The following is a 14,937-nucleotide window of genomic DNA, read 5'->3' on the forward strand; positions in this document are numbered from 1 at the left end:
CATTACATTGTTCCCGACTCGAGTCCCTTTACGACATAAAACACTCTCGTGCCATCGGGTTTGAACACGATTGCGACTCCCCCGAGATAATTCAGCCAATGATCCGATGAATCCTTGTAGTACTTCAGGTCGATGTTTTTACCCGAAGCATACACCACCAGGGGCACCATCACCAAGTCATGGGATACAAACAGGCCCACCTGCTTTCCCGAGCTTTCAAAAGCCGGAATCAGGTGTTCTTCAAAAAGTTCCGTACTGCGAGAATTCAACTCGTAGAACGCATCGGAATAGTCACCCTCGTAAGCCCACTGGGAAGTCACCTTCCAGCCACCGCCGTGGGCATCCTTCGCGGCCTTGTAGGCAGTCTCGTCCTTCACGAACCAGCTGTCATTCAAGGCGGCAAGAGTATCGGCAAGCGTATCCAAATCTCCACGACCCTTGGCAATGCTATTGCAAGTCTGGTGGGCACGGACAAACTGTGATGCCCCATAGTAGAATTCGATGTCATTGGCAATGGATTCGCCAAGGTCCTGTGACTGCTTGAAACCGTTCTCGTTCAAAGGGCCCGTCATGGAATAATCGGAGCCCCGTTCTGCATGGCGCAACACGACCACCATCTTCTCCGTAGTGGCCAAGTTATCGACCAGTTTCTTGAGATCCGTAAATTCGTCCGCATGGGATTCATAAATGTACTTGTCGTTCCAATCGACCTGTGTCGCAATCCGCCACAACAGGGTATTCTCATCACAAACGTAAGCGCGGACTTCGTCGTAGATGGTGGTCGACTTGATTTCGCCAGAATTTTCGCTAGTGCAAGGACCGAAATAATGTTCCGGGCCATACACCACAACGGAGTCAACCACACGGACGCTGTCCTTAATATTCAAGCTATCGATCACGCGAACGCTGTCGATAAAGCGCACACTGTCAACGACATGAACCGGGCTGTCTACGACATGCAAACTATCGACGATGTTCAGGCTATCCACGACATGCAAGCTGTCCACAACGTTCACGCTATCTACGACACGGACGCTGTCTACAAAGTTTATGCTGTTGATTATCCTAACGCTATCGATAAAGCGCACGCTGTCGCGGACCACAACAGAGTCCCGGACCATCTTTTCCGATTGTTCAGAAGAACCCGTCGCTTCATTACATCCCCAAAACAGCAGCGACAAAGCCACCAAAACTCCCATCCAAATTTTTCGGTTCATTTTCTCTCTTCTTTTTTGTTTGACTACATCGTCATGGTGCCAGAATCGAGCCCCCTCACCGGCACGTAACGAATCTTACCATCAGTTCCCATGATAATTGCAAGTCCCGCCAAGTAATTGATCCATTGCTTGGTTTCAAAGTAGCGCAAATTCACCTTCTTGTCGGTGAAATAGGCCGTCAGCGGAACCACAAACATATCGTGGGAAATGAAAACACCCACTTTCTTCACATTCGAAAATTCGGGCTTGATTATTTCGGTAATAAATTTTTCGCTGTAGGTTTTAAGGTCGTAGAAGGCATCGGTGTAGGCGCCCTTATAGGCATAGGCAGAAGCAACCACCCAGCCGCCACCATCGCTGCTCTTGTGCTGTTCAAGCTTGCTATCGTCCTTCACGTACCATTCGCCATCAAGGGCTTCGATGGTATTCTCGCTGAAGTTCGACACGCCTGCACCGGCGGCAATATTCTCGCAGGTTTCAAGGCTACGGGTGTAGGTAGAATTGGCAAAGTAAATGCTTTCGCCCTTGAACTTTTCGCCCACCTGCTTGGACTGGGACTTACCCTCGTCGGTCAGGTGGCCCTTCTTGCCCGTATCGTCGGAACGCTTGGCATGGCGCAAGAAGAAGATGACCTTTTCGCCCGACTTAAGTCCCTTGTAAACGCTTTCGATATCTTCAAAGTCCTGGATATCATCGCTGGTGGTGGCTCGCCACTTGTTATCGTCGTAAATGTAGTACCGGTCCTTGTTGATAATGCCGGACTTCAGCTGGCCATCGTATTCGCCCCTGCCAAAGCCGTAGGTATCCTTTTCCAGATCCGTAGCGGCACGCCATTCATGGGTGCTTGCATCGCAAATAAAGCGCACCGAGGGGCCCGGCTGATCGTAGCCCGAAACAAAGTAAGCGCTCAAGCTGTTGCTAATGAATTTCACCGTGTCGGCGTTGTGGGAACCGCAATCACCGAAATTGTAGACCTTGGTCCAGAAACGCTTCAGGTGCTTTTCAAAGTCGGGAACCTCGCCCATGTTCCAGCTGGCAATGTTGTTGCGGATGGTCGCGTAAGAGCCGCTGGTATCCAGCACCATGAGCCAGTCGGCAAGGTCTGCCTTGGCATTGTTGTCGTCCCAGTTGCCATTGCCCTTGATGCGGTCGGCAATACCCGAGGTGTACGAAAGCATTTCGCTGCCAGAGCCCTTGCGCTGCATCATGATGGATATGGCAAGGAGAGCGCCGCTGTATTCGTCGCCATCGAAAAGCCCGATATCTTCGGCAAAGCGGCCATCTGTGGTAGTCTGCTGCTGTTGCTGCGGACCAAAGCCCCAACCGCCAAATCCGCCACCATTGCCGCCACCGGAGCCAGAGGATTCACCCAACTGGATTTCGAAAGAAGACAAGATGTCGCGCAGGGCCTGAGCCTTGACAGCACGAATCGGCTGGTTGTTGCCGCTGTTTTCCACAAGCTTGAGCACGCGGGGCGCTTCCATATGGGTCAGCATGTTCACGTTCACCGAGTCCTTCTCGGTCACGTCCACTACCGCTTCCAGCGTCACGGGCTTAGAAGAAAGACCTCCCGTCAATTCGTTACGGAAATATCCGTTGGCCTTCACGCGCAAATAGGGCGATACAAAGTCTACGCTGTCAAAGTTGAAGTTGCCGTCGCCATTCAAAATGCAGGTCTTGTGGGTACGCTTGGAATCGGCCAGGTGCTGGGTACTGTCCAGTTCAATCAGCTTGACCGACGTGCCATAACGGAACGGTCCCTTTTCTGCAATACCTACAAGGTGCGCCCCGACTATGCGCGGCTCCGCCGTATCGACAGCATCCGTGTTTACGGAATTGCCGCCACCAAAATTACCCCAGGGGAAGGTGTTACCACCGGAACTGCCCGAATCGTCTTCATCGGAGTCATCAACATCGGCACCCGTTACAAGTACACCATTGCGGCAAGAAATGCCCGTAGTCTGGGACACCTCGTCCGAAGGCACCCATTCCTTGGCCAGACAGAAATAAAGCTTGTTCTCGCTTTTGACCATGAAGGATTCGCCTTCGCTTTGGGCGGTACATTCCGGCAAGGCATCCACATCTACCACAACCGTGGTATCGGCGATTACCGTATCCTGAATGCCTACAACCGCTCCTGTCGAAGAACTTGAACCACCGGGTTCACCCGGCTTGCCAGGATCGCTGGCACTGGAAATGGGGCGACCCAAGGAATCTTTCTGGACCACGCCACTGGAATTTTTCTCCCCGCGGGATCCACTGGACGTTTCATCGCTATAAAGGTCGTCCACGACATCTTCGTTTGAACTAGAGCTATTCTCTGAACACCCCTCAAAGGAGAGGGTCATCAAAGCACAGACAATAATCCAAAATAGGCGATTCATTTCGTCGTTCCTAAAAACCTACTGGACAATATAAAAAAGTCTACACCATTTTCCCAGTTGCAAGGAACCGGGAATGCATCTCAAAGGCCCTTTCTAGGGCTATTGGCATGTGAACTGCCTTGGCATGCTTTAGACTATATTCCAAAAAATCCGTCAACGGTTCGCGGAAATCGGGATGGGCGCAGTTTTTGATGATCAACCTTGCGCGTTCCTCGGCAGAAAGCCCTCGCAAATCCGCAAGTCCCTGTTCCGTCACGAAAATCATGGTGTCATGGTCCGTCTGGTCCACGTGACTCACGTAAGGCACAATGGAACTGATGGCGCCATCCTTGGCCACCGAAGGTGTCAAGAAGAACCCGAGGGCACAATTGCGGGCAAAGTCCGCAGCACCGCCGATTCCGTTCATCATGGAGGAACCCGAAACCAGGCTGCTGTTCACGTTTCCGAAGATGTCCGCTTCCAGGGCAGTATTCATGGAAATCACGCCTACGCGACGAATCACGTCGGGACTATTGCTCACTTCTTGCTGGCGAAGAATCAGATGCTTTTTCCATTCCTTCGCATTCTCCACGAATTCCTTCTGGGCGTTTTCAGACAAAGTAAGAGCCGTGCCGGAGGCTACGCCCAGCTTGCCCTTCTTGAGGAGCGGGAGCACCGCTTCTTGAATCACTTCGGTATAAAGGTCAATTTGCCCCAGGCGATCGTCGCAGGACATGGCATTCAAGACTGCATTGGCCACCTTGCCCACGCCGCTCTGGAAAGCCATTCCCTTGGGGAGGCGGCCCTTCTTTTCTTCGAAGCTGATAAAGTCCAGAATGCGCTGGCCGATATTGGTCGAAATTTCGTCCGGTTCCACAAAGGGGTTCACTTCGTCAAGGCGAGATGTTTCGACGATAGCAATAACCTTGTTCGGATCGATTTTCACGAATTCGCCACCCACGCGATCTCCGGCGCTATAAATCGGGAGAGGCTTTGCATGGGGCGGAAGTTCGGGCAGGGCCACGTCGTGGATTCCCATGAAGGAATCGCCCAGACGGGTATTCAGTTCCAGGATGATTTTCGGGGCCATTTCCAGATAGGTCACCGAATTTCCGCCCGATGTCGACAGACATACCCGACCGTCGCCCATGATGGCAGAAACTTCGATAATGGCGACCGTCGGGGCAGGCAAAGCCCCCGTTCGCACCAGGTAGCCCATCTTGCCCAAGTGGGCGTCGATGTACTTGATTTGGCCGGCGTTAATAGACTTTCGCAGACTCGGATTACTCTGGTAAGGCATTCTGAGCGACACCGCCTGCGCCCGAGCTAAAGCCCCGTCGCAGCTGTCGCCTGTCGACGCTCCCGAGAAGAGCGTCACCTTGAACGGCTTGCCTTCCGCATGCAGCTTTTCTGCACGGGCGGCCAATGCCGTCGGGACCTCTTTGGGATAACCCGCCAAGGTAAAGCCAGAAACACCCAACACATCACCATCGTTAATCATTGCCGCTGCGTCGGCAGCCGAGCACTTCTTCGCATTTATCCAAGACATATGATAAAATTAGATAAAATAACCTCATATACGTCATTGCGAGCGAAGCGAAGCAATCCATAAAAGGATATCTATTTAGAGAAAATAAAGAGATGCGGATTGCTTCGTCGCTAAAGCTCCTCGCAATGACGTCTTTCATTTTCTATTTTCGCAAAAGTGAAACATTTCATCAAATACAACTTGATTGGCGTCATGAATACGCTCATTACCCTGGCCTCGGTCTGGGTGATGCACCAGCTTTTGGACTGGAACCTGGAACTATCCAATTTTCTCGGGTTCATTTTCGGCGCCATCAACAGCTACCTGATGAACCGTATCTGGAACTTCAAAAGTCAGGGCCGAAAGCGCACCGAAATCATCCGATTCATCATCGTATTCATTGCCGCCTATGCCCTGAACTTCGTGACCCTCGAAGCAACCGTCCACGTCCTCAACATGACCTGGTGCAAGCCCTTTACCGACTTCATTTCGCAATTCATGAAGCCCAGCTTCTTTGCAAACATCGTCGCCAACGGCGTCTACGTCATCGCAAGCTTCACCCTCTACAAGAAGTGGGTTTTTAAATAAAATGTGGAATGTGTAATGTGGAATTAGTCATATAAAAAACGCTCGCCAATGGCGAGCGTCCTTTTTTGCAGCAGAGCTGCAATGTCTATTTCAAGAGTTCCGATTAGAACGGTACCAGTTCAACACGGCGGTTCTTGGAGCGGCCCTTCTTCGTCTTGTTGTCGGCAATGGGCTTGTCAGAGCCAAAGCCCACGGCGCGGACGCGGTCAGAAGAAATACCGTTCTGGATGAAGTAATCCACCACAGCCTGGGCACGATCCTGAGAAATCTGCTTGTTCGTGTCTTCGGAGCCAGTGTTGTCGGTGTGACCCTGGACTTCGATGTTGGCGGTGCTGAACTTCTTCATGAGCTTCACGATGTTGTTCAAGGTCTTGTAGCTTGACTTGGTGAGCTTCTTGGAGCCACTCTGGAAGTTAATACCCTTCTTCAACTGTTCCAGGTCTTCAGCCTTGTTGAGCGGGCAACCCTTCTTGTCGATACGTACACCTTCGAGGGTGTTGGGGCACTTATCGAGGAAGTCAGCCACGCCGTCCTTGTCGCTGTCCACCGGGCAGCCAGCAGTGTCTACTGCGGCGCCAGCCGGAGTGTTCGGGCACTTGTCGAGACCGTCGTAAACGCCATCCTTGTCGGCGTCAGCAGCGCAACCAATAGAGTCAACAGGCACGCCAGCCGGAGTATTCGGGCACTGGTCAACGCCATCCGGGATACCGTCCTTGTCGTAGTCCAGCGGGCAACCGGTATTGTCAACCGTGAGGCCAGCCTTGGTATCCGGGCACTTGTCAAGAGCGTCAGGTACGCCATCCTTGTCGGCGTCAGCCGGGCAACCCGTAGAATCAACAGCCACGCCCTGCTTGGTGTTCGGGCATTGGTCAACTGCATCAGGAATACCGTCGCCATCGAAGTCGCCTTCGCAACCTTCAGCGTTCACCTGAGCACCTTCGCGGGTGTTGGCGCACTTGTCGAGAGCATCGGGCACGCCATCCTTGTCAGCGTCAGCCGGGCAACCGAGGGTGTCGACCGGGAGACCTGCCGGAGTGTTCGGGCACTTGTCGAATGCATCGGCAACACCGTCCTTGTCGGCATCGGCCGGGCAACCAGTTTCATCGACCGGGAGACCTGCCGGAGTATTTTCGCACTTGTCGAGACCGTCGTACACGCCGTCCTTATCGGTATCCTGCGGGCAACCAACGGCATCGGCCTTCACGCCAGCCTGGGTGTTCGGGCACTTATCCAAGACATCAGGTACGCCGTCCTTGTCGAAGTCCGGTTCGCAACCGAGAGAGTCAACCGGAGCGCCTTCGCGAGAATTTTCGCACTTGTCAACGCCATCGAAGATGCCATCCTTGTCGGAATCCATCGGGCAACCCACGGTATCGATCGTTGCGCCAGCCGGAGTGTTCGGGCACTGGTCAAGACCATCCGGCATGCCATCCTTATCGGAATCCACCGGGCAACCCACGGCATCAACAACAGCCTTTGCCGGAGTATGTTCGCATTGGTCCTTGTCATCAGAAACGCCGTCGCCATCGCTATCGCTCTTAGCATTGCCGCCAAAGCGCCAAGTAAGGGCAGCAGTACCGGCAATCGTCGGGGTCGGAGCATAGCCGTAGCTGACCGGGCCCGTCGTATTGTCGTGATGAATCATGTGCTGTTCGACACTCTTCATTTCATCGTCAATGTCGTAACCGAGGTTAGCCAAGGTACGGAAGGCGATATCGACGCCCAGGGCGAAGTCGATGTTCCACGGAAGGTGGAAGCGGAAACCCGGAGTAAGGAGCATCGGGTCATCCATCGGGTCGCGACGGTAGGCACCGTCTTCAACACGCATTTCGCCGGAGTATTCCACGAAGATGTCCATCCAGCCGGTGGGCATCACGTTCAGGCCGGTACCATAGACCAAGGTATTGGTACCGTCGCCAGCATAGACAAAGCCCACGTGGGTGTTCCACAGGACCGGCACCCCAAGTGCGCCGAAGTTCAAAGAGAACACCATTGTTCCGGCAAAGTTAAATTCATTAGAAGTATAGGGATTGGTCTTGCCACCTTCGTCGTTCAAGTACCAGGCATGACGGGGACGCACGCCCACGTTTTCATCACCGGTGGGGATATAGACATCACCCTGAACAGCGAGGCCAAAGAAGCTCTTGGAGTCACCCACAAGGCCAGCCTTCAACCAAACATCAAGGTCACCACGGCTAGCGGTCCAAAGATCGCCTTCGCCCTTGCCCTTCAAGTTGGCATGATCGTAATAAAGCGGAAGAGCCACACCGAGGTCAATGAAATCCTTCAAACCGATGGCTGCATGGACATTGCCCGAAAGAGTTCCGGCTACGCCATGGAAGGCGCGTTCCGTCTTACCCTGTTTAAGCACGCCACCACGGGATTGCGACCAAGAGTCCGTAGAAATATCTCCGCCCGTACCGACTTCAATTCCCCACTGACCCAACGTGTAAGCGTTGTGTTGATGTATACCGGAGGTTCCACCCTGAAGCCCCGACTGGGCAAAGGCAAGACCACCAGCGACCAATGATAAAGCAATGATTTTTTTCATTGTATCCCTCGCATGTCTTTATTACATTACTTCCCAATGTAGTATTTTTGCAAGTTTCAAGCCCAATGTGACCAAGCTCACACCCAAAAATGCATATAAAATCAGCAAATTTCGCACAAATGCAACGAAAAGTTTATATTAAGCATCAAAATAATGATTATGAACCCGATTTTATCTATACAAAATATCCGCCGAGACTTTAAAATGGGCGACGAAACCGTCCACGCCCTCCGCGGAGTCTCCTTCGACATCTACCCCGGCGAGTTCGTAACGATCATGGGCACAAGCGGTTCCGGAAAATCCACCATGCTGAACATCCTGGGCTGCATGGACAAGCCCACCTCCGGTGAATACATACTGGACGGGGAACACACCGAAAAATTAAAACGGGACGCCCTTGCAAGAATCCGCAGCAAGAAGCTGGGATTCGTTTTTCAGAGCTACAACCTTTTGAGCCGCACCACCGCCATCGAGAACGTGGAACTGCCCCTGCTTTACAATCCTAGCATTTCGGCAGCAGAACGCCGCCACCGGGCCATCGAGGCCTTGAAAATGGTGGGCCTGGAAGAACGCATGAACCACGTGCCTAATCAGCTTTCGGGCGGCCAGCAGCAACGCGTGGCCATTGCACGCGCCCTGGTAAACGATCCGGTGATTATCTTGGCCGACGAAGCCACCGGTAACCTGGACACCCGCACCAGCTACGAAATCATGATGATTTTCCAGGAGCTAAACCGCCAAGGAAAAACCATCGCCTTCGTGACCCACGAACCCGACATCGCCACCTTTAGCGGGCGCACCATTACGCTGCGCGACGGGCTCCTTAAGAAAGACGTCAAGAACGAAAACGTGCAAGACGCCAAGGCGGCTTTCGAAGCATTACCTCCACCCGAAACTTTTGAGGAGGAATAATGTCACCTATCACTTTAATAAAAATTTCTCTCCGCGCACTTTTGCGTAACCGCATGCGCACCTTCCTTTCGGTGCTGGGTATCGTTATCGGCGTTGCCGCGGTGATTACCATGGTGGCCATGGGCGAAGGTTCCAAGAAGTCCATCAAGGAACAGATGACAGCCATGGGCACCAATGCTATCATCATCATGCCGAACCAGAACCGTCGCGGCGGCGTGCAGATGGAATCTTCCGAAATGCTGGAAGAGGCCGACGTGATCGCCATCCGCGAAAACGCCACCTACATCAATGGTGTCTCTCCCATGATTACCGTAGGCGGCCAAGCCATTGTAGGCAACAACAACTCCCCCACCAGCTTGAGCGGCGTATCGGCGGACTACCTGAAAATCCGCAACTACGAAATTGCCGACGGAGTCATGTTCGATGACGAAGCTGACCGCATGGCAAAAGTCTGCGTCATCGGCCAGACGGTCGTGAAGAACCTGTTCCCCGATGTAGATCCCATTGGCAAGACCATCCGCTACAAGAGCATTCCGCTCAAGGTAATCGGTACGCTCAAGGCCAAGGGTTCCGGCGACTTCGGCCAGGATCAGGATGACGTGATTTTCACGCCCTACCAGACGGTGATGAAGCGGTTCAACGCCACCACGAACATCCGCCAGATTTACGCCAACTCCATTGGCGAAGGCTACGCCGAAAAGGCCACCGAAGAAATCATGGGCATCTTGAAGGAACGCCGCAGCTGGACCAGGCCCACCGACCCCTTCCGCGTGTTTACCCAGGAAGAAATGATCCAGATGGTCACAAGCACCTCTGATATGCTTTCGCTGGTGCTTACCGCCATCGCAGGAATTAGTTTGTTTGTAGGCGGTATCGGCATCATGAACATTATGTACGTGTCGGTGACGGAACGCACCAAGGAGATTGGCCTGCGTATGGCCATCGGCGCCCGGGGCCGCGACATTCTGCTCCAGTTCCTTTTTGAATCCGTAATCATTAGCCTGCTGGGCGGCGCCATCGGAATCGCCATCGGCATTGCCGCCTCCGAAACTGTAAAGATGGCCATGAACTGGCCCATGAGCATTTCGATTACCAGTGTGATCGTGAGCTTTGGCGTGTGCTTTGCCACCGGAGTCTTTTTCGGATGGTACCCTGCCCGCAAGGCAAGCCGTCTGGACCCCATCGAAGCCCTGAGATTCGAATAAATAATTCTCACTTTTTTTGACGCATTCCGCATTTTTCATATATATTTAGGGCATGGAACTGCTAGAATTTTTAAAACCGATGCCGGTCGTGGGCATTCTCCGCGACATTCCCCAAGGCGCCGAAGAAGCATGCGTCAAGGCGGCCGCCAAATGCGGACTCAAAGCCATTGAAGTCACCATGAACACCGCCGCCGCCGAAGAAATCATCGCGGCCATCAAGACCCACGCCAAGCCCCTCGGCATCGCCGTCGGTGCAGGCACGGTCCGCCATGGCCACGACTTGGAAAAAGCCATTGGCGCCGGTGCCGAATTCATCGTAACGCCCAACACCCGCAACGAAATCATCCGCCTTTCGGCTACGGCACGGATCCCAATTATCCCGGGCGCGCTGACACCCACCGAAGTGCAAAAGGCCTTCGACCTGGGCGCTACCGCCGTAAAGATTTTCCCGGTGAACTGCGTGGGCGGTCCTGAATACATCAAGGCCCTGCGCGGCCCCTTCCGCGACATTCCCCTGATGGCCTGCGGCGGCGTGAACGCCGAAAACGCCCAGGCCTACCTGAAGGCGGGCTCGAACCTGGTGTCTTTCGGGGCAAGCATTTTCAACCCAACGCTCATGAAAGAGAACAAGTGGGACGAAATTGAAACGCGGCTCGCCAAATTGCTCGCCGCGGTCAAGTAAAGCATTCCGGGACAAGCCCGGAACCAAGATAACAGGCGCCAGAAATGGCGCTATTTCTTTTTGCGCATATCCTGCTTCATCTTGTACATGGAAACGTCGGCGCTGTGCAACATGTCGTCGACTTCCTTGTAGTCTTCGCTGGAATGGGCTACGCCGTAAGCAAAGGAAGCCTGCTTGTCGACGATCTTGATTTCGGAAACAATCTTCTCCATGCGTTCGGCGCAAACGAAGGCACCCTTCACATCGGTTTCCGGACAAATGACCATGAATTCGTCACCGCCCATTCTAAAGAGCTGGTCCGTTTCGCGCAGGATATCCTTGATGGCAGTGGACACCGAGCGCAAAAGCAAGTCACCGGCCTGGTGACCGTACTGGTCGTTGGTAGCCTTAAGGCCGTTCAAGTCAAAATAGATAATCGCAAACTGAGTGCCGTAACGCTTGGAACGTGAGAACCATTCGCGCAGCGAGAACATGCCGTGACGGCGGTTGAAGCAGCCCGTCATGTCGTCGGTCAAGGAAATATCGCGCAGGTTGCGCAAAGAACGGGCAAGGCGAATATGCACGTTCACGCGGGCAAGGAGGATTTCGGCAATGGCACTCTTGCTCACAAAGTCCGAGGCACCCGCCTGGAAACCCTTCGTCACGCTGTCGGAATCTTCACGGTTGGTCAAGAAAATGACCGGCAGGTCGTCCAAGGCATGGCGCTGGCGGATACGCAGGCAAACATCAAAGCCGTTCATGTTCGGCATGTTGATATCAAGCAAAACCAAATCCACCTGGTTATCGGCCAAAAAATCCAGAGCGTCTTTTCCAGAATTACAGCATTCAACACTATAACCGACACGCACCAGGAGGTCCTTGGTCTTTTCAAGGATCTCGGCGTTATCGTCTACAATCAGAATTTTTTCTTCAACCATTGAACAACCTCCCATTAAACAACCTTGGGATTTCCATAAATTAATATTGTTTCGAGAGATTGTCTACAAAAACTCTAGGGTAGGCGCCTGTTTGATAAGCCCTTGGGCGGCCGCATGCTCAAAAAACAGGGACAAGGACCGTTTCCGTTCGTCCGTAAAGCGGTAATCCAGCGCGGAATAGTAATTTTCTATAACGGAGCGGGGCAGGTCCACCGGGTAACGGGCAAGCCACTTGTCCAGCGATCGCGACGGATTTTCGCGGAACCGTTCAACGCTTTCGCGGGTGGCCTGCAAATAACGGAGCAGCACCGGCTTCAGTTCCGGCCCCAGGGCGTCCCTAGAAATGATCCACGCCCCAAAGACAAAGGGAACATGCTGCCAATCCTGCCACAGGGTTCCCAAATCGTAGTCATAGGCAAAGCGGTGGCGTTCGTTTTCTTCGAGGGCCTGGTCGCCAATCAGCAGGCAGGCATCATCGGCAGGCTCGTATACTCCGGCACGGTAAACCGGCTGCAGGCCGAAACGTTCTTGCAGGAGTATTTTCAACAAATTAATAGACGTTTCGCTTTGGGCCGTAAGGCATACCCTCTTGCGGGACAATTCCTCTACGGGCACCTTCGAGAACAACTTAACGGAACGGACTTCAAAAGAACAGGAGGTGCAAATATCCGGAGCCAATACGAAGGCCCCGGGCTTCTGCGCAAAGGTGATGGAGGAAGCCGGAGACAAATGGATTTGGCCCTCTTTAAGCGACGCGCAGTGCACGCTGGGTGCCCCGTCCACAAATTCGATGTCATGGAATTCGGACTCGCGTCCGAGGAAGTCATGAAAAAACGGCGCACAGACCAAAAATGGGATTCGTCCAACTCGTAAAGCCATGTAAAAAAGTTAATTTTTCGCCACGGACCGCAACAGGGTTCAAGAACAAATAACAGAAGAATAACCGAAAAATGGCTAAGGTATAATGGCTGTATTTCATGTAAAGAAGACCTCGCTCGGCGACGACCAGACTTCCCTGGTATTCAAGGGCAAGATTGTTGAAGGCCCCATCAGCAAGGGCATGACTGTAGAAATCCCCGTCACACAAGAGGCGGTGGTGAGAATGAAAATTTTTGATGTCGTTCTTTTTGAAAAGCAGAAGGACGAATCCAAGAAGGTTGGACTGGTGGTTGATTTCAAGGACCTTCCCGATGACATGGAAGTCATCATGAGCCTGAACATCGCCGAAGAAGACCTGACAATTGTAAACGAGTAAGGCAATTCAGCCTTTTCGCACACTGGGATGATACAATGATTAAAGAAAGACTGCGGGGAGTGAATTTGGGTGGATGGTTCAGTCAGGTAGACTGCATCCAGGAAAAAGATCCCGTAGGGTTTCCGGGGATCATTGAACATATCAAGACCTTCCTTGGCGAAAGCGATTTCAAGCGCATCCGCGGTGCGGGGTTCAACCACGTACGTCTGCCGGTGGACTATTTCAACCTGTTCGACGAAGGCACCCTCAAGCCCAAAGACGAAGTATTTGCACTTCTGGACAAGGCCATCAAGGAAATCCAGGCTAACGACCTGTACGTGATTTTGGACTTGCACAAGTGTCCGGGCCACGACTTTCACCTGGGTTCGTACCAGGAGCAGCCCTTCTTTGTAAGCGCCGACGCCCGCAAGGACACCGCCAAGGTGTGGTCCTTCATGGCGGAACGCTACAGTGGCGAGTCCCGCGTGATGATGGAACTCCTGAACGAACCCGCCGCCGCCGACTCCCTTGTTTGGGACAAAGTAAAAGACGAAATTTTCTGGGCCATCCGCAAGCACGCCCCGAAGAACACCATCGTGGTAGGCGCCAACAAGTGGAACAGCGCCCGCGAATTCAAGTACCTGACGCCCATGGATGACGACAACGCCATCTACAGCTTCCATACCTACACCCCGGTGACCTTTACCCACCAGGGTGCCGAATGGATCCGCGATCCGTTCTTCAAGATTGAACGCCCCTGGCCCGGCGACTACGCCGCCCCCGAGGCCGGTGGTGCCACCCGTCTGGACGTGGAATACGGCAAGTGGGACAAGGCCCGCCTGCAAGAAAGCATCCAGAATGCGCTCGACTTCCGTGCAAAGTATGATTTGCCGGTGGCCTGCAACGAGTTCGGCGTATACGTGCAAGTCAAGCGTCAGTACCAGCTCGCCTGGATGCGCGACTTCATGGAAATCCTCCGTGATGCAGACGTGGGCTACAGCTACTGGAACTACAAGAACCTGGACTTCGGCCTTGTCTCCAAGGGCGAATCGCTGCACCAGAACCTGAAGCAGTACGACAACCCGGAACGCCTGGACAGCGAGCTCATGGAACTCTTGAGCAAGGGCTAACACACCGCATTGTGAGAAAGATTCTAGAATAGAAAGAAGCGCCCCAAAGGGGCGCTTTCTTTTTAAGACTTATTACAAGTGCATTTTAAAATGTATGGATCCCGCCACTTCGTGGCAGGATGACACGGAGTGTCACTTGCCGGCGGCGCGCTTCTGCATTTCGCGGCGCTGGGCTTCGGCGAGCATGCGGGCCATTTCAAGGCGGCTGTCTTCCTTTTCCTTGCGCTTGGTTTCTTCCTTGCAGTTCACGCACTTGGTTGCCGTAGGCACGGCAATCAGACGGGCCTTGGGAATCAACTCGCCGCACACCTTGCAGATACCGAAGGTACCCTTCTTGATGCGCTTGAGGGCTTCTTCCAGATACACCAGATATTTGCCTTCGCGGGCAGCCAAGGAGAAGTTCGTTTCCAGGGCATTGTAGTCGGTTGCAAGGTCTGCACTGTTGGATTCGCCACCTTCACCAGCCTGCGCCTGATTCTTGAACGTTTCTGTCTTGTCAAAGTCGGTCTGAGCCGTAACAATCTGTCTACGTTTTTCAATCAACATATCCTCAAAGAACTTGAGGTCAGCATCGCTCATCTTTACAGGTTTCTTTTCAGCCATGGTCTTT

General features: G+C 53.2%; 13 protein-coding genes. 6 read left to right on the forward strand and 7 right to left on the reverse strand.

Translation table 11 applies throughout. From position 1 onward, the window contains the following. Positions 1 to 2: 2 nt before the first annotated feature. From ACJMNB_RS07290 to ACJMNB_RS07300, 3 genes are read right to left on the reverse strand one after another with little or no spacing between them, the layout of a single operon-like run. Positions 3 to 1,217, reverse strand: coding sequence for a histidine phosphatase family protein (locus ACJMNB_RS07290; RefSeq protein WP_405340697.1), 1,215 nt, complete (start codon positions 1,215 to 1,217; stop codon positions 3 to 5). 23 nt (positions 1,218 to 1,240) lie between these two features. Next, positions 1,241 to 3,601 (reverse strand): histidine phosphatase family protein, encoded by a 2,361-nt coding sequence (locus ACJMNB_RS07295; protein ID WP_405340700.1) that lies wholly within the window; start codon positions 3,599 to 3,601, stop codon positions 1,241 to 1,243. Between the two features lie 40 nt (positions 3,602 to 3,641). Next, entirely contained in the window at positions 3,642 to 5,129 is a 1,488-nt protein-coding gene (locus ACJMNB_RS07300) for an acetyl-CoA hydrolase/transferase C-terminal domain-containing protein (RefSeq protein WP_405340703.1), read from the reverse strand. A gap of 156 nt (positions 5,130 to 5,285) precedes the next feature. On the opposite strand from ACJMNB_RS07300, the gene ACJMNB_RS07305 reads away from it, so the two are divergent. Next, positions 5,286 to 5,696 carry a GtrA family protein gene (locus tag ACJMNB_RS07305; protein WP_405340706.1) on the forward strand — a complete coding sequence of 137 codons (411 nt, stop codon included), beginning with the start codon at positions 5,286 to 5,288 and terminating at the stop codon, positions 5,694 to 5,696. A 103-nt stretch (positions 5,697 to 5,799) separates the two neighbouring features. Here ACJMNB_RS07305 and ACJMNB_RS07310 read toward each other — a convergent pair whose 3' ends face one another. Further along, positions 5,800 to 8,247, reverse strand: coding sequence for a thrombospondin type 3 repeat-containing protein (locus ACJMNB_RS07310; protein ID WP_405340709.1), 2,448 nt, complete (start codon positions 8,245 to 8,247; stop codon positions 5,800 to 5,802). A gap of 153 nt (positions 8,248 to 8,400) precedes the next feature. Between ACJMNB_RS07310 and ACJMNB_RS07315 the strand changes: the two genes are divergently transcribed. The 3 genes from ACJMNB_RS07315 to ACJMNB_RS07325 are packed head-to-tail and all read left to right on the forward strand — an operon-like array spanning position 8,401 to position 11,046. Continuing rightward, complete coding sequence (locus ACJMNB_RS07315; RefSeq protein ID WP_405340712.1) at positions 8,401 to 9,159, forward strand: ABC transporter ATP-binding protein; 759 nt, start codon at positions 8,401 to 8,403, stop codon at positions 9,157 to 9,159. Next, entirely contained in the window at positions 9,159 to 10,364 is a 1,206-nt protein-coding gene (locus ACJMNB_RS07320) for an ABC transporter permease (RefSeq protein WP_405340715.1), read from the forward strand. Before ACJMNB_RS07315 ends, ACJMNB_RS07320 begins: the two co-directional genes overlap by 1 nt. 52 nt (positions 10,365 to 10,416) lie before the next feature. Next, positions 10,417 to 11,046 (forward strand): bifunctional 4-hydroxy-2-oxoglutarate aldolase/2-dehydro-3-deoxy-phosphogluconate aldolase, encoded by a 630-nt coding sequence (locus tag ACJMNB_RS07325; protein WP_405340718.1) that lies wholly within the window; start codon positions 10,417 to 10,419, stop codon positions 11,044 to 11,046. Between the two features lie 50 nt (positions 11,047 to 11,096). Here the strand turns inward: ACJMNB_RS07325 and ACJMNB_RS07330 are convergent, their stop codons facing one another. Next, positions 11,097 to 11,963, reverse strand: a complete 867-nt coding sequence (locus ACJMNB_RS07330) for a diguanylate cyclase domain-containing protein (RefSeq protein ID WP_405340721.1) — start codon at positions 11,961 to 11,963, stop codon at positions 11,097 to 11,099. Between the two features lie 63 nt (positions 11,964 to 12,026). Then, positions 12,027 to 12,842, reverse strand: coding sequence for a menaquinone biosynthetic enzyme MqnA/MqnD family protein (locus ACJMNB_RS07335; protein WP_405340724.1), 816 nt, complete (start codon positions 12,840 to 12,842; stop codon positions 12,027 to 12,029). A gap of 85 nt (positions 12,843 to 12,927) precedes the next feature. Between ACJMNB_RS07335 and ACJMNB_RS07340 the strand changes: the two genes are divergently transcribed. Together ACJMNB_RS07340 and ACJMNB_RS07345 are read left to right on the forward strand one after the other, a co-directional pair. Beyond that, positions 12,928 to 13,218: a hypothetical protein gene (locus tag ACJMNB_RS07340; RefSeq protein ID WP_072798334.1), complete on the forward strand. Its 291-nt coding sequence runs from the start codon at positions 12,928 to 12,930 to the stop codon at positions 13,216 to 13,218. A 35-nt stretch (positions 13,219 to 13,253) separates the two neighbouring features. Continuing rightward, a complete protein-coding gene (locus tag ACJMNB_RS07345; RefSeq protein ID WP_405340728.1) occupies positions 13,254 to 14,327 on the forward strand; it encodes a glycoside hydrolase family 5 protein in 1,074 nt (357 codons plus the stop codon). A gap of 132 nt (positions 14,328 to 14,459) precedes the next feature. Here the strand turns inward: ACJMNB_RS07345 and ACJMNB_RS07350 are convergent, their stop codons facing one another. After that, positions 14,460 to 14,930 carry a TraR/DksA C4-type zinc finger protein gene (locus ACJMNB_RS07350; protein WP_072798329.1) on the reverse strand — a complete coding sequence of 157 codons (471 nt, stop codon included), beginning with the start codon at positions 14,928 to 14,930 and terminating at the stop codon, positions 14,460 to 14,462. Between the last annotated feature and the right edge of the window lie 7 nt (positions 14,931 to 14,937).

This window comes from Fibrobacter sp., from assembly GCF_045131395.1.
Classification (GTDB): domain Bacteria; phylum Fibrobacterota; class Fibrobacteria; order Fibrobacterales; family Fibrobacteraceae; genus Fibrobacter.